Origin of the sequence: Micromonospora sp. DT41 (assembly GCF_049841715.1) — a bacterium.
Taxonomy (GTDB): Bacteria; Actinomycetota; Actinomycetes; order Mycobacteriales; family Micromonosporaceae; genus Micromonospora; species Micromonospora profundi.
The window spans coordinates 170680-194325 of sequence record NZ_JBNCKU010000011.1 but is presented as its reverse complement, the minus strand read 5'-3'; the positions used below and the strand labels follow the sequence as shown (position 1 = coordinate 194325).

Below are 23646 nucleotides of genomic sequence, written 5' to 3'. Positions count from 1 at the left end.
GAGTACGCATGCCTGCAACGCCGTCCCCCACTGTCGCGCCCGCGCCCGCGTCCGTTGCGCCGCGGGCCGGTACGCAGATCCGCCTCAACGGTGTGACAAAGGACTACGGCCTGGCGGTTCCCGCCGTCGCGGACGTCTCGCTCACCATCGAACCAGGCGAGTTCATGACGCTGCTCGGGCCCAGCGGCTCCGGCAAGACGACGACGCTCAACCTGATAGCGGGGTTCGAGACGCTCACCGCGGGGACGATCTCGTTCAACGGGGCCGATGTCAGCGCGCTTCCCCCGCACAAGCGCAACCTGGGCATGCTCTTCCAGAACTACGCGCTCTTTCCGCACATGACTGTCGCGCAGAACGTCGCCTATCCGCTGCGCGAACGCCGGGTGTCCAGGGCCGAGACGGCCCGCAAGGTCGCCGACGTGCTCGAACTGGTCCAGCTGACCGGCCGGGACGACAACTATCCCGCCCAACTGTCCGGCGGCCAGCAGCAGCGGGTCGCGCTCGCCCGCGCCATCGTCTTCGGCCCGACAGCGCTTCTCCTCGACGAGCCGCTGGGGGCGCTGGATCGCAACCTGCGGTCCTCGTTGCAGCTGGAGATCCAGCGGATCCACCGCGAGGTGGAGTCGACGTTCGTGTTCGTCACCCACGACCAGGAGGAGGCGATGAACCTGTCGGACCGCATCGCGCTCTTCAACGACGGCCGCATCGAGCAGGTGGGCACGCCGGAATCGCTCTACGAGGCCCCGGAGACCCTCTTCACGGCGCGCTTCCTCGGCGACTCGAACGTCTTCGAGTTGTCGGGCAGCGCCGACGACACCGTCGTGTGGGAGGACAACGTCTGGGCTCTCGACTCCCGCACCGTGTCGTCCCGGGCGAGCGCCGGCGGTCAGGTCGCCCTGGTGGTGCGGCCGGAGGACGTCCACATCGTCACCGACGGCGGCGCGGTGCCGGCCGGGGCGAACTCGGTGGCCGCGACCATCCGGGACATCGGCTACATGGGTTCCTACCGCACGGCCGCGCTCTCGCTGGGCCGGGGAGGGACTGTCGGGCGCGCGAAGTTCGACGCCATGCAGACGGACCTGAGCGTCGGCCAGCCGGTCGTCGCCTGGTGGCGGGTCGAGAAGCAACGTGTCGTAGCCGCCTGATCGTTCACTGTGTGAACAATGATCGACGTATTCCAAACATGATGCCTGAACGGCCCTTGCACAGCCGCGTCACCCTCGCCTAGCGTTCATATTACGAAGTCATGAACCGCGATTTGAACAATCAGGCTCGCATATCGACCTATACCGAAGGAAGTGACGATGGTGACCAGAACCAGTCGCGGTCTCGCGACCATCAGCGCGATCACCGCCGTGGCCCTGCTGGCCGCCTGCGGCGGCGAGACGGCCTCCGCGACAGACCCGGACGGCCCGGTCAAACTGACGTTCGTCGCGTACGGCGGTGTCGGCCAGGAGGCGATGATCGAGAACTACCAGAAGCCCTACACGGCCGCGAACCCCAACGTCACATTCGTCAATTCCTCACCGCCGGACGTCGCGCAGGTGAAGGCCCAGGTGCAGAGCAACTCCGTGCTGTGGGACGTGGTCGCGGTCGCCCCGGCCGCCGCCACCCAGAACTGCGGGACCCTCTTCGAGAAGCTGGACTTCTCCGCTGTCGACAAGAAGGACCTCGTCGAGGGCACCATCGGTGAATGCTACATCGGCAACTTCATCAACGCGTCGCCGTTCGCCTATCGCACCGACGCGTTCCCGGACGCCAGCAAGGCGCCGAAGACGATCGAGGACTTCTTCGACGTCCAGAAGTTCCCCGGCCGGCGCGGCATTCTCACCAACATCCAGAACGGCATCCTTGAATATCCGCTGTTGGCCGACGGCGTGGCCCCGAAGGATCTCTACCCGCTCGACGTCGACCGCTCGCTCAAGAAACTCGACACCATTCGCAACGTCACGACGTTCGCCCCGAACGTCGGCGCGCTGCAGCAGGCTGTCGGATCGAAGCAGGTCGACATGTTCCTGCTTGCGGACTCGCGACTCGTACCGCTGATGGACGAGGGCACCGACGTCACGATCGTGTGGGACGTGACAGTCGCGTCCATCAACGCCTTCGCCGTCCCGAAGGGCTCGCCGAACGTCCAGGCCGCACAACGGTTCCTGCCGACGGTGGTGAGCCCCGAGGCTGTCGCCGGCATATCCGAGGCCCTCGGCACCGCGCCGGTGAACCTGGCCGCCAAGTCGAACCTCTCGCAGAACGCCAAGAAGGTGGAGGTCTACGGCCCCGCCAATACCGGCGAAACGGTCCTTCAGGACGTCGGCTGGTACGCTACCAACTTCAACGAGGTGACGACGAAGCTCACCAATTGGCTGGCCGGATGACGCCACTCCCCCACGGGTCACACTGAAACCTAGACGTTCCCTCTGTGAACTACGATTCAGCGATGGCGAACTTTGACCCGACCGACGCATCGAGTTCCGACATCCGGGCCGTTGCACGCGTCGGCCAGATCCTAGCGCTGTTCGGCCCTCGGGTCCTCGAGCTCACAGCGGCGGACGTTGCCGAACGCACCGGCCTGAACCGCACAACGGCCTACCGGTACTGCGCATCGATGGTGGCCGCCGGCATTCTCGAACGAGGCACCCGGCGAGGGACGTTCGCGCTCGGCGGACTGATGCTGGAGCTGGGCATCCAGGCCCTGGGACGCCAACGCATCGTCGAGATCGCCGGTCCCCACCTGCGGAAGCTGCGCACCGCCGTCCGCATGACGGCGGTGCTCAGCATCCGCGGCGCGACGGAGCCGGTGGTCGCCCTCGTCGAGGAGGACACGAGTCGAATGGTCGTGGTGACCGTGCACGCGGGCTCGAAGCTCGACATGACCGCGGCCCAGACCCACCTGTTCCTCGCGTACGCCGATCCGTCAGCGCTGGACGCCGCCACCGAGGGAATGTCGGCGGTCGACAGGGCCCGGCTGGAGTCCGAGATCTACTCCGCCCGCCGGCAGGGGTTCAGCATCGCCCGACACAGCGGCGGCCTGTTCGCCATGGCGGCGCCGGTCTTCGACGAGCAGGGAATGTGCGCCACCGTGGCGATCCTCGGCGCCGGGGAACTCGACCTGGCCACCGCACTCGACCAACTCCTGGCAACCGCCACCGCGCTCAGCGACGAACTGAAGGCTCCAGGTGAAGGGCCACATGCCGACTTATGAAGAACTCTCCTCCGCGGACCCGCCCCACTCGAGCTGGGATGTCTTCGGCCGCGACGACGAACTGGGCACCATCAACCTCCTGACGCCCGAACGGGTGGCGGCGGCCGCGCGACTCGTCCGCAGCGGCCACAGGTTCAACCTCGACTACCCCGTCAACGCCTTCGACCCGTACCCGACCGGCACCCGACCGGCCACCGCGCACCACGTGTTCGCCAACAACGAGTTCCACCGCGACGACTGGCTCGACTCGTTCTATCTCCAGTCCACCTCGCAGTTGGACGCGTTGCGCCACATCGGCCACCCCCGACACGGTTTCTACAACGGGCTCGCGGCCTCCGACAACACGAGCGACTCGACGCGCCTGGGCATCCACAACTGGGCCGAGTCGGGCATCGCCGGCCGGGGCGTGCTGCTGGACGTAGCGCGTTTCTTCGCGGCACACGGCCGCGAGTACGACTGCGAGACGACGGTGGTCCTCGACGCGCCGACGCTCGACGCGATCGCGGCGGACCAGGGCGTCCAGTGGCGCGGCGGCGACATCCTGTTGCTGCGCACCGGCTGGGCCGAGAACTACGTGGCGAAATCGCGGCCGGAGCGCATCGAGTTCAACACCCGCAACCGGTCCCCCGGGCTGGCCCAACGCGAGCAGACACTGCGGTGGCTGTGGGACCACGAAATCGCGCTCGTCGCCAGTGACACGCCCGCCGTCGAGGCCGACCCCGTCATCGACTCGGATTTCCGGGTGACAGGCGAACGCGCACCCGAGCGCGGCGTGAACCACAGCGGCATGCTGCACCGACCGCTTATCGCACTGCTCGGCATGGCGATGGGCGAGCTGTGGAGGCTCGACCAGCTCGCCGCGAGCTGCGCGCAGGACGGCCGCTACGACTTCTTCCTTACCTGCAAACCACTGAACATCCCGGGTGGGGTCGGCTCCCCGCCCAACGCGCTCGCCATCAAGTGAGCGCCCGAGGCTTGCCGTACCGGAAACGGTGGTGACGCCGCGCCGGGCCGAACGCCTGCTGACGTCCGGCCCGGCGTTACGGTGCCGGCGGCCTAGAGCCGGGCGGTGCCCGCCGCGGTGGCCGCCTGCTCGGCCGAGGTACGACGGACCTCCGCCCTCTGCTCGCCGGCCTCCTCGCGGTCCGGGTCGGCCACCCGGGCGGCCCGGTTGGCTGTCGCGTCGGCCTGGTCACCGGTCACGCCGCCGCGGATCCGGTTGTTGTCGGCCACCTGCGCAGCCGGGTTGTTCGACGTCACAGTGAGCTGACCGTTGATGATGTTGTCGTCGACGGTGACTCCACCAGTGGTGCTGGTGATGCTGACGTCCGCGCCCCAGTAGCCGCCGGACGCGCAGCTGTCGAGGACCCCGTTCGGGCCGAGTTGCACCCCGCCGAGGTTGCCGGCGAAGGTGGCCCGGCCCCGGACCGCACTGCCGCACACCACGCTGCCGGTGGAGCTGTTCAGCACCGACAGCGTGCCGTCGACGAACGAGTCGTGCACGTCGGTGTAGTAGGTGCCGGTGCTGCTCAGGTTGCGCTGCACCTGGGTTCCACTGTCGAGCCGGACCTCGCCGGCGCTCGCGTTGACGTGCCCGACGATCGTCGACTCCTCCACGAACAGGAAGCTGTCGATTGTCGCCGTGCCCTTCGGCCGTACCGTCACGGTTCCGGTCTGGGCGGCGGAGAGGAAGACGCCGTACCCGCCGGCGGCCAGCACCACCTGGCCGTCGACTGTCGTGTCGGTGGCGTCGAGGTAGCCGTCCGCGGCGACGCGTACCTCACCGCTGATGCGACCACCGGTGACCACCAGGTTGCCGCCGGCCGCGACGGTGACGTTGCCGGTGATCGTGGTGCCGGTCAGCGAGCAGGACTTGCCGGCCGGCACGAGCAGGTCGTTGGGGACGGTCACCGCGCCGCCGGTGCCGATGCAGTGGGTGACCAGGTCGGCGTGTGCGGAGGGCGCCACCGCCAGCACCGAGGCGGCGACGACGGCGCTCACGGTGGCCAGCTTGACGACGGTACGTCCGGGCATCGTTGTACTCCCTGTCGGTGAGATTCGAGGACTCATGCGCCGACGTCCGATCGGGCCGCGGCCCGGACGATGGCGCCCTGCTGCCGCCGGTCGAGCGTTCCGCCGGTCACGAGCGCGGTGGTGACCGCCTCGACGTGCCTGACGAACTCGGCGTGGCCGGGGTAGTCGGCGTGTTCGTCGATCAGATCGTTTATGGTGCAGCCGTCGCCGGTGTCGACGTTCGCCACACCGGTGTCGTCGCCGTCGATGATCACGGTGGCCCGGGTGTCGGACTCGGGGCAGGCGTCGGTGCCGTCTGCCACCACCGTGAACGTGCTCGACTGCTCGGTGGAGGTGTTGCCGGCGGTGTCGGTGGCCCGGTACCGCACTGTGTGCGCGCCGACGGCGCGGACGGTGACCGGCCCGGAGTACGTGGTCCAGGCCCCGGTGCCGAGCGCGTACTCGACCTTTGCCACTCCCGATTCGTCGTCGGTGGCGGTGACTGTGACTGTCGCGCCGCCGACGTACGCGCCGTCGTCGTTGCGGTCACCGGTCACCGTGGCGGAGACCGTGGGCGGGGTGGTGTCCTCGACCGGCGGTGCGACGACCGTGAAGTGCGCCATCTGCTCGGCCGACGTGTTACCGGCGACGTCGGTCGCCCGGTAGTGCAGCATGTGCATCCCCACCGTGTTCACGACGACCGGGTTCGCGTACGTGGTGAAGGCGCCACCGTCGAGGGAGTACTCGATGCTGGCGACACCGGACCCCTCGTCGGTGGCGGTAAGCGTGGCGGTGGCCGTACCGACGTAGTTGCCGTCGCCGTCACGGTCGCCGGTCAACGCGGCCGTCACCGCCGGCGGCGTGGTGTCCTCCTGGGTCGGCTCGACGATCCGGAACGGCACCGAGCCGACAGCGCTGGTGTTGCCGGCCTGGTCGGTAGCGCGGAACTGCACCGAGTGGTCACCGATCGCCGTGACGCGCACCGGCTGCGTGTACGGCTGGAAGCTCGTGTCGTCGACCTGGTATTCGACGGTGTCCACGCCGGAGCCGACGTCGGTGGCAGTCACCGTCACCGTCGCTGCACCGACGTAGTTGCCGTCCTGGTCGCGGTCACCCGACACGGCACCGTTCACCGTCGGCGGGGTGGTGTCGTCGCCACCACCGCCGTCGGTGACCACCAGCTCCCCGACCATCTGGCCGTGGCCGGGGATTGTGCAGAAGTAGCGGTAGCGGCCCGGCGTCAGCGTCACTGTCGCCTCGTGACGCCCGTTGTTGACGTCGAACGGGTTGGCCAGGATGTTCAGCGTGACGTCGTGGTTGTAGCCCTCGGTGCTGGTATCGAAGGTCAGCGTGTGCGGCATCCCTGTGGTGTTTCCGGTGGCCGCGCTGTTCTCCCAGATGATCGTTGTCGCACCGGCCACCGCCTGGGTGGGAGCGGACTTGTAGCGGGTGATGTCGTCGTCGGCGGTCCAGGTCAGCACCTGTTCCGCGGCGCGTGGGGCGGCGGTGGCCGGCGTCGCTGCCCACGGGGTCACCGTGAGCAGGAGCGCCGCCAGCGCTGCCGTCAGTCGTCGGGGCATCGTCTCTCCTAGAGTTCGCGCACGCGGATGTTGCGGAACTCGGTCAGGTCGTTGTCACCGTGGTTCTGCAGGCCGATGAAGCCGCGCAGGAACTGCCGCAGATCGGTGGGTGGATCGCCGGCGCGGGAGGACTGTTTGCCCGGCGTGTTGTCGAACTCGTTGATCACCACACCGTTACGGATCATGGTGTAGTGCTGGCCGACGACGCGGATCTCGTAGTCGTTCCACTGGTTCTTCGGGGTGACGCCGGCCTGCGCCAGCGGCACGGGGTCGAAGTTGTAGACCGAGCCGGTCTTCTGCGGCTCACCGGTCTCACCGTCGTAGATCTGGATTTCGTGTCCGCAGTAGATGGCCATCCACGCAGGCGAGGTCCGGGCCGATCCGACAGTGCCGCAGCTGCCCGGCGGGCGCTGCTCCAACGGCGTCCGCAGGTCGGGGAACCGGACGAACACGCCGGTGTTGGCCCGACCGGTGCCGGGTGCGATGTCGCGGAACTGCACCCGCAGGGAGAAGTCGCCGAGTTCCTTCGTGTGCCAGAGCATGCCCAGACCACCGCTGGACCGCAACGACCCGTCCGGCTGGATCGCGAACGACCCGGTCGGCGCCTGCTGCCAGCCGCGAAGCGACTCGGCAGTGCCGTCGAAGAGCGGCTCGTAGCCGGTGCGTCTGTCCCGACCGATCTCCGACGCGGCGGCCAGACGGGTGAGCGTGCCGGCCTCACGGGCGTTGAGCAGATCGTCGTCCCGCAGCGCGTCGGTCACCGCTGTCACGTGCCGCACGAAGCTGTTGTGATCGGGCCAGACGCTCTCGTCGTCGAGCAGGTCGTTTATGGTGCAGCCCTGCCCGACCGTGCGGTTGGGCACCTTGCTGTCCGTGTCGTCGAGCCACACAGTCTGCCGGGCATCGGGCACCGCACAGCCCACGGTGACAGTGGACTGCACCGTCGCCGTCTCACCGTCGGCGTACGTGACCGTCAGCTTCGCCGTGTAGGTGCCGACAGTCGCGTACGTGTGCCGGGGGTTCGCCTCGGTCGACGTGGCGCCGTCGCCGAACTCCCAGCGGTGGCTGACTCCGCCGGAGCGGGAGCCGTCGAAGGCGATGGTCAGCGGCTTGTTCTGCACGGCCACCGAGTTCGCCGACGGTACGGGGGTGGGCGCGCCGCCGGTGTAGGTGATCCGGATCAGCTTCTGGTTGGGGTGCAGGCTGAAGAACCCGCCTCCGTAGTCCAGCAGGTAGAGCGCGCCGTCCGGGCCGAACTTGGCGTCCATCCAGCTCTGCAGCCGGGTGTCGCCGTTGCCGCTGGGGATGATGGCCCGCAGCGTCTCGGCGTACACCGGCGGGGTTGCCTGCGGCACGCCGGCCGGGTCGACGGTGACCGCCACCCGGTTGTTGGCGTTCGACTGGTCGCCGATGAACCACTTCTCGTCCCAGTACGCCGGCCAGGCCACACCGCTGTTGGTGTCGACGCGGTCGCGGTGGTAGGTCGGACCGGACATGATGGCCTGCCCGCCGCCGCGCAGGTAGGGCTGCGTGTAGGTGGCGTCGGCCGCGACGTAGGTAGGCAGGCCGCTGCCGTCGGTCCTCTTCGGGAAGACCGGTCCCCCGCCGTCTGGCGAATACCAGATCATGTTGTCCCGGGCCGCCGGGATGTCCACCAGACCGGTGTTGCGGGGAGACTCGTTCTTCAGGTTGTCGCAGTCGTACCAGCCGGTCAGCACTGTCGCGTCGGTGTTGCTGCGGTCCCGGTACGGCTGCCGGTTGCCCATGCAGTACGGCCAACCGTGATTACCGGCCTCAGTGATGATCGTGGCGGTCTCGTACTTGGCCGGGCCGAGGGTGGGGCTGGGCGACGACGCGTCCGGGCCGACCCAGCCTGCGGTCAGCCACTGGTGCTCCGGGTCGATCTGGAGTCGGGCGATGTTGCGCACGCCCATCACGTAGATCTCCGGACGGGTCTTCTCGGTGCCCGGTGGGAACAGGTTGCCCTCCGGGATGGTGTACGTGCCGTCCGCCTCCGGGTGAATCCGGATGATCTTTCCGGCGAGGTCGTTCGTGTTACCCGACGTACGTCGGGCGTCCTGGAACGAGATCCCCTGGTACTCCTGGGTCCAGTTGTTACCGGAGTAGCCCTGCGACCCCTCGGAGGAGTTGTTGTCGCCGGATCCCACGTAGAGGTTGCCCTTGGCGTCGAACGCCATGCCGCCACCGGCGTGGCAGCAGCTGTGGATCTGCACCGGGAACTCCAGCAGATCCTTGCGGGTGGACTGGTCGATGGTCTGCGCCTCGCGGTCGTAGGTGAACCGCGAGATGGTCCGCTGCCCGACCCGCTTCACCCTGTCGATCGACTCGTGCGGCATCCAGTAGACGTAGAGCCAGCCGTTCTCGGCGAACTTCGGGTCGGGCACGATGCCGAGCAGGCCCTCCTCGTTCTTCACCAGCTCGGAGCCGCTGCCCCGGTTGCCCATCACCTCAAGGGTGGTGAGCAGCTTCGCCTGTTTGGTACGCGGGTCCCACGAGTGGATGGTGCCGCAGCCCTTACCGACGTTCGGGTTGTTCCAGTCCGCGATCGGGCCGGTCGGGCAGGCCGCCTTGCCGACGTAGAAGACGGTGCCGTCGGGGGCGGTGGTCAGCCCGTGCGGCTCGCCGATCTGGTCCAGCTGACCGGTCTGGTTGGCAGCGGTGAGTCGCTCCACCTTGTAGTTCGACGCGATGGTGGCCTGGCAGTCGCCGCGGACGCGACCGGTGGTCCAGTTGAGAGCTCCGGCCAGGTGCGTGCGGAACGCCTCCTCGCCGTAGCTGCCCTCGGTATGGCCCATGCCCGTGTAGAACGACCGGCCGCCGTCGTAGTCCCGGCACCAGGACACCGGGTGGAACGGGCCGTTGGCGCCCGGCCCGGGGTCGTAGTGCCGCTCCTGCACCTGGGCCAGTGTGTGCACGGTGCCGATCGGGTTCGGGTCCCAGTTGTCCCAGCGGTCCGACCGGGTGATGGTCATCGGCAGCGACGCCGTGGCCGGGTGCTTCCGGTCCAGGATGTCGACCACCGCCCGGTTCACCGGTGGGATCTGCGGCGCGCTTGTGTCGCCGGTGAAGAGCCGCAGGTCGGCGAGCTGGATCAGCGGCTCCCCGCTGTTGGCTGTGATGTTCAGCCGGAAGTGCTTGAACTCCTGCGGGGTGGCGATGTCGAAGCGGCGGGTCTGAAAGCGCTCCGGGAAGACCTGACCGGTGCGCCGGTCCAGGTCGGTCCAGCTCTGGCCGTCCGCCGAGCCCTGGAGCGTCCAGTCCTTCGGGTCGCGGCCGGTGAAGTCGTTCGCCGACGTCAGCGCGTACCCGGTGACCTGCTTCGGCGCGCTCAGTTCGTAGGCGACCCAACCGGTAGCGGTGCGGACCAGCCACTTGGTGTTGGCGTCGCCGTCGGTGAGTTTCTCCTTTGTCTCGTCCGGCGGGTTCTCGCCGCTGGCGGTCACCCGGGCGACCGGCTCGGCCACCGGGATGGCGCCCGCCGGGCGGGCACCGATCAGGCCGGTGAACCAGGCGGAGTCGACCTGCGCGCGGGCGGCGTCGGCGATGCCGACGAAGCCGCCGCCGGCCTTCATGTAGCTCTGCAGCGCCGACTCCTGGTCGCGGTTGAGCGCGGCGCCCGTCGCGGAGAGAAAGACCACGCTGCGGTACGCGGACAGCCCGGACGCTGTGAACACGCTGGGGTCACTGGTGGTGATGACATCGATGTCATGACCGGCGCCAAGTTGCCGGATGGTGTCCGCGGCGCGCGCCACCGGGTCCTGCTGCTCGGCCACCGGGCCGTGGAACACCAGGACCGCCGTCTTCTGCGGCTGCGCCGCCTGTGGTGCCGCTGCCGGTCGCGGCGCGGCTGCCGCCGACGTCGCCGGGATGAGTGTCGCGAGAGCCGCTATCGCGGCGAGTGCTCGTCGTACGTTTCTGGTCATGCCCGTCCCCACTCTCGGTTTCGGTCAGCTGCCATGCGTGTGGGTGTGGCCCTGGAACCTGTGGATCGCTTCCTCGGCGCCCGGCGGCATGCTGCCGTCGGCGTTGCGGACCAGGAAGATGCCGGCCATGCCACCGTCGGAGTGGAACTGCACGTGGCAGTGGTACATCCAGGCGCCGGGTCCGACGCCCTCTCCGGCGAGGACCTGGAAGCCGAAGGAGCTGCCCGGGTTGAGGTCCTTGTTGTCGATCACGAGGCTCGGGTCGGCCGGGCCCTCCAGCATGCCGGTGCGGTTGTCCGCCCAGCGGTGTGCGTGCAGGTGGAAGGTGTGGAAGGTGCCGCCGTGCCCGATGGCGATCCACTCCACCCGCTCGCCGAGGTTCGCCTCGAACATCGGGGTGTCCGGGGCCATCTTGTTGTTGATCATCATGTCGTTGAACACGACTGTGAACTGCTTGTCCGGCAGGATGTCCCCGCGCCGTCGGACGATCAGCGCCCCGTACAGGCCCTTGGCTATCCCGCCGGTGCCGTGGTCGGTGCCCATGGCGTGATCGTGGTAGTGCCAGTAGCCGGCGCTGCCCGGCATGTACCGCCGGCCCGAGGCGGCGAACATCTCCCGCGAGCGCCAGACGTACGTGCGCGTCTCACCGGGATTGTTGAACGAGGCGTTGAGCGGGCTGCCGTCGGAGTCGGTGCTGTAGTCCACCCCGTGCGGATGGATCGACAGCCGCTGGTTCGTGGTGTTGACGAGGGTGATCTCCAGGGTGTCACCCTCGTAGATCTCCAGCACCGGTCCGGGCACTGTGGCCTGGCCGGGCGCCAGCCCGTACCCGAACAGGCCGCCGGGTAACTGCTCGGCGTAGAGGGTGATCTTCTTCGTGACGCCGGCGGCGGCCTGTGCGGGGCTGCCGCCGAAGGCGGTGCCGATCGCCGGGGCGGACGCGCCGAGCGCGCCGGCGGCCAGTGCTCCGGTGGCGATCAGCGATCTGCGGGAGAGCTGGCGGTGAGGGCCAGCAGCATGATCGTCCATGGGTCTCCGTTCCCGACCGGGCGAAGACGCGACGAAGGGCAGGGTGCATCAACCGCCGAGCACGGGGCGGAAGCACGACTGAGGTGAGGCTCGTCGCGGGCTTTGCTCGGAAGACTCATAACTTTCGGTGGATGACAGCAACTTATGTAATCCATCGACGAAAGTACAGGTCTGATTGCAAGAAGATTACCTTGACATCACGGCAACGGTCGATTGACAAGATCGAGCGGCGCAGGCCGTCCCCTCCGGACGGCGCCCGCAGAGCGCCCAGCCCGTGCCGCGGAAACCGCCCGCGATCAGTGGTTGAGTAACCGCCCAACCTGGAACGAGTAAGCCAGCGGTGCCCGACGACGAGGCGCTCCGGCATCGACTGCGAGAAGATCACATCAGGGCCACAGCCACGCCGAATCCGATCGAGTGCCGTACGCCGAGCACCACAGCACCGAGGGGGCACCTCCGATGACGGACACTACTCCCACGACGCCGCAGATGGCGTTCGCACAGTTCGTTCGCCAGACCGTCGAGGACGCACGGGAACAGCACGGCTGGACGGTCGGCGACATCGCGCGACACACGGGCATCAGCCGATCGACGCTGTTCCGCTGGCTCGCCGGCGACTGGCAGCGCTACCCGGAACTGTCGAAGGTCCGCAGCCTCTGCGCCACACTCGGACTTCCCATCGCTGCCGCGATCCGGCCGCTCGCGATGGCCGGCACCCCCGCCCCGGCCAGTCCTCCGGCGCTCACGCAGGTCGAGGCGGACATGGGCAGCATCCGCGAACGGCTGCTCGACGAGACCGTCCCGGCCTCGGACAAGCGCCAGATCCGCGCCCTGCTGCACCGCCTGGCCCGCCGCGACGTCCCGGTGAACGCCCGGCCGTCATCGATGCCGCAGGTCGCCCGCCGCAACACCCCACACCAGCCAAGGGCGTCGCGCCTGTAACCGCCGACCGTCCACCTCGCTTAGCGCCGTCCTCTCCTCCCTCATCTCCGCGCCTCATCCCCGCGGCGTAGGACTCCGACCACGGCCGCCGCAACCCACCGCCGTGGATCGGCCTGAGCTCCGAGGTCGACAGCTCCCTGTGCCGCCCCATCGTCAGGTCGCCCATACCCAGGCGCGTCCTGTCGAGCTGCCCCACCGGTGGGGCAGGCGGCGGCGCCCCACCACCCTTGTCCGGATGTCGCTCAATCCGATACGAGCTTCCGGTGGGCCGGCGTCTGGTGCTGCGCGGTGAGGTCATCTACGAGGGAGGGTGCGTCGCGCACGCCCCAGATTTGGGGCAGCTCTACAGCGCGCCACTACACGTACCGAGGAGGCGGCCAGAGCGGGCACGGCGACCAGAGCGGGCAGGGACGGCCTCGCCTCAGTGCGCGGCGCCGCCGGCCGGGGCGGTGCCCCCGCCGGACGGGCGGTGGCCGATGCGCGGCGCCCGCACCGCGGAGGCGGTGCCCGACGCAGGGCGGAAGTCCCGTGCCGCCGAGGCCACCATCTCGTCCGGATCGCGCTCAAGTGCCTTACGGATGTGCGGCGGGACGATCTCGGACGTCGCCATCGCCAGTCGCACCTGCACGGAGCGGTCGTCGACGAGGCGTTCCAGGTCCGCCTCGTCCAGGTCGACCGAGCGGACCAGCGCCACGCGGACGTCCACCACCGGGTCGGCGGCAAGCGCGCTGCGCTGCGCGGCGGTGGTACGCCGGTTGCGGGCGAGCCCCTTGCGGACGCGGCTGGTGCGGTCGGCCATCAGGGCGTTGATCACGTCGGGGTCGTGGGTGTGGGTGGCGAGCCGTTCCCGCACCTCGGGTGAGACGTCGTTGACAAGCCGGGCAGCCAGGTCGGGTTCCAACTCGCGGGTCTCGGCGAGGAGGCCACGAAGCTCCTTGTCTGCCGCCTCGACCATGGCCCGGCGCACCGACTCGTCGCAGGCCGGGTTACTGGCCACCGCCCAGCGGACCCACCGGTCCGCGTCCTTGACCAGACGCAGCAGGTTGCCGACCGACGTCGACGGGTTCCTCGCCACGGCCTCCCGGACCTGACGGTCGTGGTCCCGGGCCAGCGGTCGCAGTGCCTGCGCGGGCGCGTCGCTGCGGCTCGCGACGGCCTTACGGACCACTGGCGACGGGTCGGACGCCAGATCGATGAGGGTCATCTGTGACGTCGCCGGGTCCTGCGCAACGCCGAGGCGCGCGTCAGCACCTGCCGTGTCGTTGCCGGTGGTGGCCGGTCCGCTGTGCCGGTCGGATCGGCCGACGTGCTGCTGCTTGCCCATGAACGCAATCATGGCACGAGCTGTTCGGGGCGCCTGCGTTCAGTGATCCTGGCGGCTTTTCCCGCCGCCGAACAGCCCAGGATGGCCGAAGAGCCCCGGCAGGCCCCCGGTGTGCAGGAAGACCACACTGGCGCCGCGCGGGAAGCTGCCGGCCAGCAGCGCGGCCATGGCCCGGCCGGTGTACGTCGGATCCAGGAAGATCCCCTCCTCGCGGGCGGTCGTTGTCAGTGCCTCCCGCACCCCGTCGGTGAGGGTGGCGTAGCCTGCGCCCACCTGTGACCCGTCGATCCGCAGCGCGGCCGGCTCAACCTCACCGGTCAGCAGGCCGGCGACCGTCGAGCGGGGGTCGGGCAGGGCTCCGACGTCCACGCCGACCACCCGCTCGGCGCCCAGTTCGCGTACCAGCCCGGCCATCGTCCCGCCGGAGCCGAGCGCCACCACGACCTCCGTCGCGTCGATGTCCGGCACCTGGTCGCGCAGTTCCCGACCGCAGTCCACATAGCCCTGGACCGACGCGGGTGAGGTGCCACCGAAGGGGATGGCGTACGCCGACCGCCGGTTCGCCTCTACCGCCACCACCTCCGCGAGCGGGCTGTCTCCCGCCCAGACGATCTCCGCGCCGGCCAGCTCGTCGAGCAGCAGGTTCCCGCGCCGCTCCGGCGGGGGCGAGCCGGCGAGCACAAGCACGCAGCCGAGGCCGAGGCGTGCGGCCGCCGCGGCGGTCAGCCGCGCGTGGTTGCTCTGTGGCGCCCCTGAGGTGATGAGCGTGGTGGCGCCGACCGCGACCGCCTCGGCGCAGGTGTAGCGCAGCTTGCGGATCTTGTTGCCGCCGCCGCCGAGCCCGCCGAGGTCGTCGCGCTTGAACCACAACTCCGCCAGCCCGAGCCGGGCTGCGAGCCGGGGCGCGGCCTCCAGCGGAGTCGGCCACGTCCCGAGGGAAACAGGTGCGATCATGCTGACAGCTAATCACCGCGCCAGCCCTCGTGCGACGCTCGCCACGCCTCGTCGCCCTGCTGGTGATCACCTCAGCGCGGGCGTGGCACCACGAGGCCGCACTCGTACGCGATGACAACGAGTTGGGCGCGGTCGCGGGCGTGCAACTTGGCCATGGCGCGGTTGACGTGTGTCTTCGCGGTCAGCGGGCTGATCACCAGGCGGTCGGCGATCTCGTCATTGGAGAGGCCACGCGCGACAAGTGCGACGGTCTCCCGTTCCCGGTTGGTGAGCCCGGCCAGGCCGGCGTGGGCACGCAGGTGGGGCGGCTCGGTGACGTACCTGTCGATGAGCCTGCGGGTGATCGACGGTGCGAGCAGCGCGTCGCCGCGTGCCGCGACGCGGACGGCGTGCAGGAAGTCCTCCGGCTCGATGTCCTTGACGAGGAAGCCGGCCGCGCCCGCGCGTAGTGCGTGGAAGACGTGTTCGTCGAGGCCGTAGTTGGTAAGGATGACGACGTGCACCCCGGCCAGGGTCGGGTCCGCGGCGATGAGCCGTGTCGCCTCGATGCCGTCCATTACCGGCATCTGAATGTCGATGAGCGCGATGTCGGGCAGGTGTTGTCTGGCGAGAGCCACCCCCTGTCGCCCGTCGGCGGCCTCGCCCACCACCTCGATGTCGTCTTCGGCGTCGAGGAGCGCGCGGAAGCCGCTGCGAAGGAGCGGCTGGTCGTCGACAAGCAGGACGCGGATCATGGCGTCGGGCCGACGGGAAGCTCGGCGTGGACGCTGAAGCCGCCCTCGTCGCGGGGCTCGGCACGGAGCCGACCGCCGAGGGCGGTGACCCGTTCGCGCATGCCGAGCAACCCCACACCGGGCGTCGGCGGCGTGCCCAGCCGGGCCGTACCGTCGTCGTCGACGCGGATGGCGAGGGCATCCGGACGGTAGTCGACACGGACCGACGCCGTCGCGGCGGCGGCGTGCCGGGCGACGTTGGTGAGGGACTCCTGGACGATCCGGTAGGCGGTCCGGTCCACCGCTGCCGGCACGTCGTGTCGCTGCCCCTCGATCGTCAACGTCGCGTCCAGGCCGGCCATCCGGGCGCGCTCCACCAGCTCCGAGAGGTGGTCGAGCCCGCGCTGCGGGTTGCCGCCGTCCTCGCGCAGCGCCTCCAGGGTCGCGCGCAGCTCGCGGCTCGCCTCACGGCCGGCCTCCCGAATCGCCAGCAGCGCCTCCGGCACCGCCTCGCCGCGCCTGCGGGCCAGGTGGACGGCCACTTCGGCCTGCACCTTGATGATCGAGATCTGGTGGGTGAGCGAGTCGTGCAGCTCACGTGCGATGTGCAGCCGTTCCTCGTCGGCGCGGCGACGCGCGACCTGTTCCCGGGTGCGCTCGGCTTCGTCGGCCCGCCGCTCGGCCTGCCGCAACGCCTCACCGGCTGCGGCGGCCGCGACGAGCCACGCCACCTCGAGCGCGCCGCGGGCACGTGTGAGCGCCTCGCCCACCGGAAGGTCCAGCGGCGGGGCCAGGGCCGTGAGTGGCAGCGCGACCAGCATCAGGACGGCCGCGATGATCGTGACGGCGCGATGCCCTGCCCGCACGGCGGCGTACACGGCGAACAGGAAGGCGACAGCGGGCACGTCGAAGCCCACCGCCTGGTAGCCGACGCCGCACAACCCGCTGAGGGCGAGGACGGCGACGGGTGCCTGCCGGCGCGCGGCCAGAGCCAGACCACTGGCCGCCAGGAGCGCGAGGCCGAGCAGGTCCAGGGAGATGCGGGAGCGGTCCTCGGCGAGCCCTGCGGCAAGCAGCGCCGCTGTCACGCACACGGCGATTCCGATGTCCCGGACACCCACCCGTCCCGTGCTCATGCCGGAACCGTAGCCCCGCGCATGCCGCCTGCGACTCCCCCTGGCGGACGAGCCACCACTACCGCGCCCGCTGTAGCGCACGCCGCGCCTGCCCCGTCCGTGGCAGGCGGGTACGCCCTCGACGGCAGGCGAGAAGGCGTCCCGTCGCCGGACGACCCGCGGCCCGCCCACCGCCAGGATCGGAGCACAACGATTGACGACGAAGGAGTGGCACATGAACGCGTCAGGGAATCTGTCAACCGCCCGGCTGGTGGTCGCCGTCGTCGCGTCCACTCTGGTCGGCGGGCTCGCCGCACCGGCGGCCGCGTACGCGTCGACTCAGCCGGTCGCCGCCAGCGTCACAATGAGTGCCGGGCGGCTCGGGGCCTCCGTGGCAGCCGTGGTGGCACTGGTCGGCGTCATCATCGGCGCGTTGTCCCTGGCCCGTCCCGCAAGTCGCGTCGGCACCGCCACCGGTCGGCTCGGCGCGGCCGTGGCCCTGGCGACAGGACTGGTCGGCGTGGCGCTCGGCGCGCTCGTGGTGGTCACCTCGGACAGTGGGATCGGCACGGGCAACGGGCGTGGCGGCGCGTACGTGGCTCTGGTCTTGGGCGTGGCCGCGTTGGGCCTCGGTTCGATCGCACTGAGCCGCTCCCGGCGCACCGTCTGACGTGGCCGGGCGCGGCTGTGGTCACCTACCGTTCTGGTTCTGCCGCAGGGCCTCCTCGAGCTGGTCCTCCAGGATGATGATGCGGCAGGCGGCTTCCAGCGCCGTGCCCTGGTCGACCATCTCCCTGGCCCTCGCGGCCAGTCGCAGTTGATAGCGGGAGTAGCGGCGGTGCCCGCCGGCCGAGCGCTGCGGGTGGATCAGCTTCGCCTCGTCCAGCCTGCGCAGGAATTCCTGGGTGGTGCCGACGATCTCCGCGGCGCGACCGATCGTGTACGCGGGGAAGTCCTCGTCGCCGAACATGTCCTCGGGTCCTTGGCCCATCTGACCTCCATGTCGAGGGCCCCGGCGCTGACGCGCCGGGGCCCAGGGTTATGGGTTTGAACACCATCTACCGACGAGAACGTCGGCTTGTCCTTTCCGCACCAGCCTGCTGTGCAGGCAACGGGTGCGAGGATCGCATAAGCGTGACCGGAGACCACCTCTCGTTCGATGGAAACTGCGGTGTCCGCCCGGCCCGAACAGCGACCGGTAGCGGGCGATCCAACGGTGTGGAACCCTCCCTTTCCTCTGCTTCCATTGCCTGAACTGCTCGCCCGCGTGGAGGCCCCACGCAACTTCGTGGCCCCACACGTCGGCGACGAACTGTCAGCTGGAGCCCTGAACGTGCCTCGGCCCCACCTGCGACCCTCCGTCATGTCGACCGGAGCTTGTGCCTATCTGCACTGCCGTGCGGGCGAAAGCGGCGATGTGCGCCGGCTTCCAGCCCTCTGCCCGTCGCGACCTCGCAATCGGTCAGGTCGTCCGCGTCTTTACGTTCCTCTGCTGTCAACGAGAGATACCTTAACCGGACCGGCCGAGAATATCTACAACAACGGGCACAAGTTTTTCTCTGTGGCGCGCTGCCGCGGGTGGTGACGTCGCACCGCCAGCAGCGCTTTCACGGCCGCGCCGTCGCCCGGCCCGGACCGGTGTCCTATGGTCTGGCGGGGAGGTGCGGTGTCATTCGAGGACTCGGCCGCTGGCAGGCGTTTCCACGCCGGCCGGCGTTACCTGAACGACCGGATACGTCTCGCGGTCGATGCCCTGGAGCATCTCGTCGGCGGGCTGAGCACGTCATTACTGGCGCTCGGTGGGCTTGCCCACGTCATCGGTATCGGAATCTTCCTCCCGTCGCCCACCCTGCGGATGGTGCGGGCGGTCGCCAACCGCGAACGGGACCGCCTGTCCCGCTGGGGTCCGCCGGTCGTGAATCCCGGGCCGGTGCCGGCCGGACTGCGCGACGCGTTGCGGGACTACGCCGTACGGCGGGAGTTGGGCTGGCTGGCGGTACACGCCTTCGCTGGCTTCCTGATCGGTCTGCTCGCCCTCGTCATCGCCCTGTACGCGCTGCAGGGCGTCACGTTCCCACTGTGGTTCTGGCTGCTGCCGCCCGGCTCCCACGGGCCGGGGTTGCTTACCTGGCGGATCGACGGGTTCCTGGACGCGCTCGGGGCGGGAGTTCTGGGCATCGGCTGGCTGGCAGTCGGCCTGGCCGTCGGGCCGGGCATGGCCCGCCTCCAGGCGCGGCCCGGCCGTCGTCTGCTGGCGCCACCTCCCGGCGCCGATCTGTCGCTGCGGGTGGCACAGCTGACCGCCACCCGCGCTGGCGCGCTGGACGCCCACGCCGCGGAGCTGCGCCGCATCGAACGGTCACTGCACGACGGGACACAGAACCGGCTGGTGGCGGTCAACGTGCTGCTCGGCGCGGCCCGTCGGGCGCTGGCCCGGGACCCGGAGTCTGCGACGGCCGTCCTGGAGCGGGCGCAGGACGCCGCCGAGCAGGCGCTGGCCGAGCTGCGTACGGTCGTGCGCGGCATCCTGCCGCCGGTACTGGCCGACCGCGGCCTGACCGGCGCCCTCAACGGCCTGGCCGCGAGCAGCGCCGTGCCGTGCCGGGTCGACATCGACATGCCCGGTCGGTGCGCCACCTCCGTCGAGGCCACCGCCTACTTCGTGGTGGCCGAGGCGCTTACCAACGTGAACAAGCACAGCGGCGCCACCGCCGCCACCGTCACGGTGCGCTCCGAGGGCGGGCAGCTGCTGCTGCTGGTGAGCGACGACGGCCACGGCGGTGCCGCTGAGCGCGACGGCTCGGGGATCACCGGCATCCGGCAGCGGGTCGAGGCGTACGACGGACGGTTCTCGCTTACCAGCCCGCCCGGCGGGCCGACGACGATACAGGTGGAGCTGCCGTGCGGATCGTGATCGCCGAAGACGATCCTCTGCTGCGCGAAGGGCTGGCCCTGCTGCTGCGGGCCGAGTCGCTCGACGACCTCCCGTCTACTCCCTGATTCCGATGCCGTGGACCGGCGGTGTGCGCAGCAGTGCGCCGATGGGCAGGACGGTGGTGACCAGCGCCAGCAGCGTGGTACCAACGATGATCGATATCCATCCCGCCAGGGGCACGTAGGGCACGGGCTCTCCGGTCAGGGTCCGCACCACCGAGATCAGCGAGATCGCGGCGATGGCTCCGCCGATCAGCAGTGACGTCCCGAGCAGGCCGACCTGTTCGGCGTGCACCATCCGCTTGACCTGACGCCGGGTCACTCCGACCAGACGGAGCAGCGCCAGTTCGCGCCCCCTGGCCAGTGCAGCCATGACCATCGTGTTCGCGGCCGCGAGGGCGGCGTAGCCGACCATCACGCCGATGAGGAGCTTGTTCAGCCAGGCGCTGAGCGCCAGGTCCTTCGCCAACTGAGCGTTGATGGCGCTGGTGTCGACAAGTCCGCTGCCCGGGTAGCGGCTGACGAGGTTGGCGAGGGCGCCGGCGTCGCCGCCCGACTCGGTTCGGATCAGGACCTGGTCGTCGAGATCAGTCGCCGTGTGCCCGTCGAGCGTCTCCCGGCTGAGGGTCACGTCACCGAAACCCAGCCCCCGTTCGTAGATGGCGACCACCCGCAACGTCACAGGCGTGCCATCGCCCAACCACATCGAGACCTGCTCGCCGACGTCGACACCCTGCGACGACGCTCGGAGGCTGGACAGGGCCACGCTCTCGCCACGAAGTTCGGCAAGGCTGCCGTCGCTGACCTTCAGGTCCATCGTCTGCTCCACGCCCTCGGGATCGATGCCCTGAGCGCCGACCACTTCGACCTCGCTCAGCCAGGACATCAGAACGGACGTACGTCGGATGCCGGTCGCCGCGACGACCCCGGGAGTCGCGCGGGCCTCGTCCACCGCGGTCTCGGGTAGCCCGGTGGCGGAAACCAGCGCGTGTTGGGCGAGTATCCCGTCACGGCTCTGCGCGATCGTATGGCGTTGCAGGTTGTCCTGGAGAAACCAGACCGAGCCTCCGAAGCCGACCGACAGCACCAGCGCCGTCAGCACGGTGACCATTCCCTGCGCGTTGGCCCGCAGGTTCGCCGAGGCCAGGTATCCGCTCTCCCGCCAGGCGGCCCGCAGGGCCGGACCGAGCGCGCGGGCCGCGTACCGGTTGATCCATGGTGCCAGCAGGGCCACCGCGAGTACGAAGGTGTAGAGCATGCCGATCGCCGCACCGAGAGCCGCCTGGCCACCGGCGGCCGTCGTGAACATGGTGAGCGCGAGGCCGCCGGCCAGCGCGCCCAGGCCGAAATAGAGCCGGGTCCTGCTGTTGCGCGGCGCTTCCACCGACACCTCACCGAGTGCCTCGGTCGGTCGGATCCGTACCGTGCGGCGGGCCGCGATCAACGCCGCCGCCGCGGCCACCAGGATCGTCGCCGCTGCCACCGCCACCGTCGAGACGACACCGCCGGTGATCGGGAAGCCCTCGGGGATGAAGCCCCGCTCCACCAGTTGCCGGTGCACCCAGCCGGTCGCGAACAGGCCCGCCGGCACGCCCAGCACGACGGAGGCAATGCTCAGCTGGCCGACCTCCGCGAGGATCATCAGTCGTACCTGACCCGGTGTCGCCGCTATGGCCCGCAGCAGGGCGAGGTCGCGACGTCGGTGGCGTACCGCCAGGCCGATGGTTCCCGCCACGACGAAGATGACGAGCAGCGCGACGTAGCCACCGAAGACGGCCCCGATCTCCACGAGCAGGGCACCCGCCGCGAGAGCCTCGGGTTGCTCCAGCTTGCCGCGCTCGACACCGGTGTACGCCTTCGCTCCGACCTCGGCGGACATTCGGCGAGCCTCGGCCACCACTGCGGTGCGGTCCGCGCCGGGCGCCAGGATGATTCCGATCGCGTCGGCCCGGCCCGGGTGCGGGTTCAGCTGCACGGCATGGGTGTCGGTGAAGAAGAGGGCGTCCGCCGGCCCGTCCCCGGCGACCGTCCGTTCGACGGTGGCACTGATCCGATACTCGCGGACGCCGCCGTTGACCAGGATGGCGATCCGGTCACCGGGGCTCGCTGTGGAACCGGACGTCGTGGCGAGCCCGACGTCGACGGCGACCTCGTCGTCGGCGCCAGGCTGGTTGCCGGCGACGATCCGGTACGGCGTGAGCCCGGCACTGCTCCAGCCGTGGCCGGTGGCCTCCGTCGCCACCGGTGTCGAGACGACGGCCCGGAAGGAGTTGTCGACGGCTACGGTTGCCACTCCGGGCACCTGCCGGAGCCGATCGGCAAGCGCGACCGGAACGGTCCCGCCGGCGGGTAGGGCGACAGTGGTCGTGACCATCTCGCCGTCGAATTCCCTGTTGGTGACGGTGAGTTCGCGGTTGGCGATCACCACGTCCGCGGCGGCCAACCGCTGTGGTGTGGGCTGGTAGCGCAGTCCGGACTCGACCAGCAGGCCGATTGACGTCAGGATCGTGACGCCGAGCGTGAGTGCGACCAGGGTGGCGACGGCGCTTCCGATACGGTGGCGCAGCATCTGCGCGGCCAGTCTCAGCACGGCTCAGACCTCCCGCGCGGTGCCTGCGGGGCGGCGGCCGAGCAACGCCAACTGCTCGGCGATCCGCTCCGCGCCCGGCTGGGGCATGTCCCGCACGATCCGACCGTCCGCGAGGACCAGTACCCGGTCGGCGTAGGAGGCGGCCACCGGGTCGTGGGTCACCATGATGACCGTCTGCCCGGAATCGTCGACCACCGACCGCAGCAGGGTCAGCACCTCCGCCGCCGTCTGCGTGTCCAGGGCGCCGGTCGGTTCGTCGGAGAAGATCACGTCAGGACGCATCGCCAGCGCGCGGGCGATCGCCACCCGCTGCTGCTGCCCACCGGACAGCTCCGCCGGTCGGTGACGCAACCGATCGGCGAGCCCCACCCGTTGCACCACCTCCCGCAGCCACGCCGCGTCGACCGGCGTCCCGGACAGCCGCAACGGCAGGTGGATGTTCTCCTCGACGCTCAGCGCGCCGATCAAATTGAAGGCCTGGAAGATGAAGCCGATCCTGCTCCGGCGCAGCTTTGTCAGCTTGGTCTCCGACAGCCGCGACAGCTCCTCCTCGGCGATCCACACACGACCGGAGGTCGGCCGGTCCAGACCCGCCGCCATGTGCAGGAGGGTGCTCTTGCCCGAGCCGGACGGGCCCATCACCGCCGTGAACGTGCCGCGCTCGAACGTGGCGTCCACGCCGGCGAGCGCTGTGACGGACTGACGCCCGGACCCATAGACCTTGACCAGGCTCTCGACCCGGACGGCAATCGGCCCGGCAGCAGCCGCCGGCACCGGGATCGGGGAACGGTAGACATCCGTGCTCATAGTTTCTTTCCTTTATCGGCGCTCTGGGTGGCATGCCGAAGCGACAACCACGCCAGGCCCCGTGTCGCGAGACCGAACGTGTCAGGTCGAACCCTTCCGTCCGGAATTCCTTGCACCTGAACGTATGCGGGTCGTCGGACGGCAGCCATCCCCCGTGCCGTACTCCCGGCGTAGTGCTGGCACTACCAGCTGCCCGAACGCGTTCGACGGCGATGCTCTCTACGCTCCGTCTGCGTCACGAGTGGTAAGCGTCAAGCCTCCCGGCTCGCTGACCCGGCAACCGCGCCACGCGCACGGTGCCCCGGGGGAAGACCCGGCCGACCGCGAGCCGCGGCCCGGCAAGAGCGGGTGCCTCCTGGCACCGGAAGGCGAGTTCGCCGTGCCGACGGGCACGACACGAAGCCGTTGGTTGTGGCTGGGTTGCGAGCCCTGTAGACACGTCTCGCAGGCGCGCGCCGCTCAAACGAGCTGCGTGAGTGGCAGCGATGGTGGCCGCCCT

18 protein-coding genes and 1 riboswitch are annotated in these 23646 nt (G+C 69.8%); of the genes, 7 read left to right on the top strand and 11 right to left on the bottom strand.

The genetic code is table 11. The features are described 5' to 3' along the window. Positions 1-8 precede the first annotated feature (8 nt). From ACLQ23_RS21635 to ACLQ23_RS21620, 4 genes are all read left to right on the top strand, one after another. Positions 9-1145: an ABC transporter ATP-binding protein gene (locus ACLQ23_RS21635; protein WP_425881012.1), complete on the top strand. Its 1137-nt coding sequence runs from the start codon at positions 9-11 to the stop codon at positions 1143-1145. A gap of 159 nt (positions 1146-1304) precedes the next feature. Continuing rightward, positions 1305-2375 (top strand): extracellular solute-binding protein, encoded by a 1071-nt coding sequence (locus ACLQ23_RS21630; protein ID WP_355591711.1) that lies wholly within the window; start codon positions 1305-1307, stop codon positions 2373-2375. Between the two features lie 62 nt (positions 2376-2437). Beyond that, positions 2438-3202: an IclR family transcriptional regulator gene (locus tag ACLQ23_RS21625; protein WP_355591714.1), complete on the top strand. Its 765-nt coding sequence runs from the start codon at positions 2438-2440 to the stop codon at positions 3200-3202. After that, complete coding sequence (locus ACLQ23_RS21620; RefSeq protein ID WP_355591717.1) at positions 3189-4166, top strand: cyclase family protein; 978 nt, start codon at positions 3189-3191, stop codon at positions 4164-4166. The genes ACLQ23_RS21625 and ACLQ23_RS21620 overlap by 14 nt, the downstream gene beginning before the upstream one ends. Positions 4167-4258: 92 nt before the next feature. On the opposite strand, the gene ACLQ23_RS21615 is transcribed toward ACLQ23_RS21620, so the two are convergent. From ACLQ23_RS21615 to ACLQ23_RS21600, 4 genes are read right to left on the bottom strand one after another with little or no spacing between them, the layout of a single operon-like run. Beyond that, positions 4259-5236, bottom strand: a complete 978-nt coding sequence (locus ACLQ23_RS21615) for a hypothetical protein (protein ID WP_355591720.1) — start codon at positions 5234-5236, stop codon at positions 4259-4261. Between the two features lie 32 nt (positions 5237-5268). Then, entirely contained in the window at positions 5269-6795 is a 1527-nt protein-coding gene (locus tag ACLQ23_RS21610) for an OmpL47-type beta-barrel domain-containing protein (RefSeq protein ID WP_425881011.1), read from the bottom strand. Between the two features lie 8 nt (positions 6796-6803). Next, positions 6804-10739 (bottom strand): ThuA domain-containing protein, encoded by a 3936-nt coding sequence (locus ACLQ23_RS21605; RefSeq protein ID WP_425881010.1) that lies wholly within the window; start codon positions 10737-10739, stop codon positions 6804-6806. A gap of 24 nt (positions 10740-10763) precedes the next feature. Beyond that, entirely contained in the window at positions 10764-11768 is a 1005-nt protein-coding gene (locus ACLQ23_RS21600) for a multicopper oxidase domain-containing protein (protein ID WP_306271030.1), read from the bottom strand. Positions 11769-12227: 459 nt separating this feature from the next. Between ACLQ23_RS21600 and ACLQ23_RS21595 the strand changes: the two genes are divergently transcribed. Further along, positions 12228-12710, top strand: coding sequence for a helix-turn-helix domain-containing protein (locus ACLQ23_RS21595; protein WP_425881009.1), 483 nt, complete (start codon positions 12228-12230; stop codon positions 12708-12710). 421 nt (positions 12711-13131) lie between these two features. Here ACLQ23_RS21595 and ACLQ23_RS21590 read toward each other — a convergent pair whose 3' ends face one another. The 4 genes from ACLQ23_RS21590 to ACLQ23_RS21575 form a co-directional block, all read right to left on the bottom strand. Further along, a complete protein-coding gene (locus ACLQ23_RS21590; RefSeq protein ID WP_425735351.1) occupies positions 13132-14034 on the bottom strand; it encodes a hypothetical protein in 903 nt (300 codons plus the stop codon). Positions 14035-14073: 39 nt separating this feature from the next. Continuing rightward, a complete protein-coding gene (locus ACLQ23_RS21585; protein WP_425881008.1) occupies positions 14074-14988 on the bottom strand; it encodes a pyridoxal-phosphate dependent enzyme in 915 nt (304 codons plus the stop codon). A gap of 71 nt (positions 14989-15059) precedes the next feature. Beyond that, positions 15060-15722 carry a response regulator transcription factor gene (locus ACLQ23_RS21580; protein ID WP_355591738.1) on the bottom strand — a complete coding sequence of 221 codons (663 nt, stop codon included), beginning with the start codon at positions 15720-15722 and terminating at the stop codon, positions 15060-15062. Beyond that, positions 15719-16837: a sensor histidine kinase gene (locus ACLQ23_RS21575; protein ID WP_355591740.1), complete on the bottom strand. Its 1119-nt coding sequence runs from the start codon at positions 16835-16837 to the stop codon at positions 15719-15721. The genes ACLQ23_RS21580 and ACLQ23_RS21575 overlap by 4 nt, the downstream gene beginning before the upstream one ends. Before the next feature lie 214 nt (positions 16838-17051). Between ACLQ23_RS21575 and ACLQ23_RS21570 the strand changes: the two genes are divergently transcribed. Beyond that, complete coding sequence (locus ACLQ23_RS21570) at positions 17052-17486, top strand: DUF6223 family protein (RefSeq protein WP_355591743.1); 435 nt, start codon at positions 17052-17054, stop codon at positions 17484-17486. A 21-nt stretch (positions 17487-17507) separates the two neighbouring features. Here the strand turns inward: ACLQ23_RS21570 and ACLQ23_RS21565 are convergent, their stop codons facing one another. Beyond that, positions 17508-17807, bottom strand: a complete 300-nt coding sequence (locus ACLQ23_RS21565; protein WP_355591746.1) for a MerR family transcriptional regulator — start codon at positions 17805-17807, stop codon at positions 17508-17510. Between the two features lie 675 nt (positions 17808-18482). Here ACLQ23_RS21565 and ACLQ23_RS21560 point away from each other — a divergent pair. Next, on the top strand, positions 18483-19730 hold the full coding sequence (locus tag ACLQ23_RS21560) for a sensor histidine kinase (protein ID WP_425881007.1): 1248 nt from the start codon (positions 18483-18485) through the stop codon (positions 19728-19730). Between the two features lie 75 nt (positions 19731-19805). On the opposite strand, the gene ACLQ23_RS21555 is transcribed toward ACLQ23_RS21560, so the two are convergent. After that, complete coding sequence (locus ACLQ23_RS21555; RefSeq protein WP_425881006.1) at positions 19806-22340, bottom strand: ABC transporter permease; 2535 nt, start codon at positions 22338-22340, stop codon at positions 19806-19808. A gap of 3 nt (positions 22341-22343) precedes the next feature. Further along, positions 22344-23147 carry an ABC transporter ATP-binding protein gene (locus ACLQ23_RS21550; protein ID WP_355591754.1) on the bottom strand — a complete coding sequence of 268 codons (804 nt, stop codon included), beginning with the start codon at positions 23145-23147 and terminating at the stop codon, positions 22344-22346. 233 nt (positions 23148-23380) lie between these two features. Beyond that, positions 23381-23498, top strand: a riboswitch (SAM riboswitch). The last annotated feature ends 148 nt before the right edge of the window (positions 23499-23646 follow it).

Excerpts from the sequence above, each read along its gene's own strand:
- ACLQ23_RS21635 (WP_425881012.1), top strand. The coding sequence starts at position 9 with ATGCCTGCAACGCCGTCCCCCACTGTCGCGCCCGCGCCCGCGTCCGTT.
- ACLQ23_RS21630 (WP_355591711.1), top strand. The coding sequence starts at position 1,305 with ATGGTGACCAGAACCAGTCGCGGTCTCGCGACCATCAGCGCGATCACC.
- ACLQ23_RS21625 (WP_355591714.1), top strand. The coding sequence starts at position 2,438 with ATGGCGAACTTTGACCCGACCGACGCATCGAGTTCCGACATCCGGGCC.
- ACLQ23_RS21620 (WP_355591717.1), top strand. The coding sequence starts at position 3,189 with ATGCCGACTTATGAAGAACTCTCCTCCGCGGACCCGCCCCACTCGAGC.
- ACLQ23_RS21615 (WP_355591720.1), bottom strand. The coding sequence starts at position 5,236 with ATGCCCGGACGTACCGTCGTCAAGCTGGCCACCGTGAGCGCCGTCGTC.
- ACLQ23_RS21610 (WP_425881011.1), bottom strand. The coding sequence starts at position 6,795 with ATGCCCCGACGACTGACGGCAGCGCTGGCGGCGCTCCTGCTCACGGTG.
- ACLQ23_RS21605 (WP_425881010.1), bottom strand. The coding sequence starts at position 10,739 with ATGACCAGAAACGTACGACGAGCACTCGCCGCGATAGCGGCTCTCGCG.
- ACLQ23_RS21600 (WP_306271030.1), bottom strand. The coding sequence starts at position 11,768 with ATGGACGATCATGCTGCTGGCCCTCACCGCCAGCTCTCCCGCAGATCG.
- ACLQ23_RS21595 (WP_425881009.1), top strand. The coding sequence starts at position 12,228 with ATGACGGACACTACTCCCACGACGCCGCAGATGGCGTTCGCACAGTTC.
- ACLQ23_RS21590 (WP_425735351.1), bottom strand. The coding sequence starts at position 14,034 with ATGGGCAAGCAGCAGCACGTCGGCCGATCCGACCGGCACAGCGGACCG.
- ACLQ23_RS21585 (WP_425881008.1), bottom strand. The coding sequence starts at position 14,988 with ATGATCGCACCTGTTTCCCTCGGGACGTGGCCGACTCCGCTGGAGGCC.
- ACLQ23_RS21580 (WP_355591738.1), bottom strand. The coding sequence starts at position 15,722 with ATGATCCGCGTCCTGCTTGTCGACGACCAGCCGCTCCTTCGCAGCGGC.
- ACLQ23_RS21575 (WP_355591740.1), bottom strand. The coding sequence starts at position 16,837 with ATGAGCACGGGACGGGTGGGTGTCCGGGACATCGGAATCGCCGTGTGC.
- ACLQ23_RS21570 (WP_355591743.1), top strand. The coding sequence starts at position 17,052 with ATGAACGCGTCAGGGAATCTGTCAACCGCCCGGCTGGTGGTCGCCGTC.
- ACLQ23_RS21565 (WP_355591746.1), bottom strand. The coding sequence starts at position 17,807 with ATGGGCCAAGGACCCGAGGACATGTTCGGCGACGAGGACTTCCCCGCG.
- ACLQ23_RS21550 (WP_355591754.1), bottom strand. The coding sequence starts at position 23,147 with ATGAGCACGGATGTCTACCGTTCCCCGATCCCGGTGCCGGCGGCTGCT.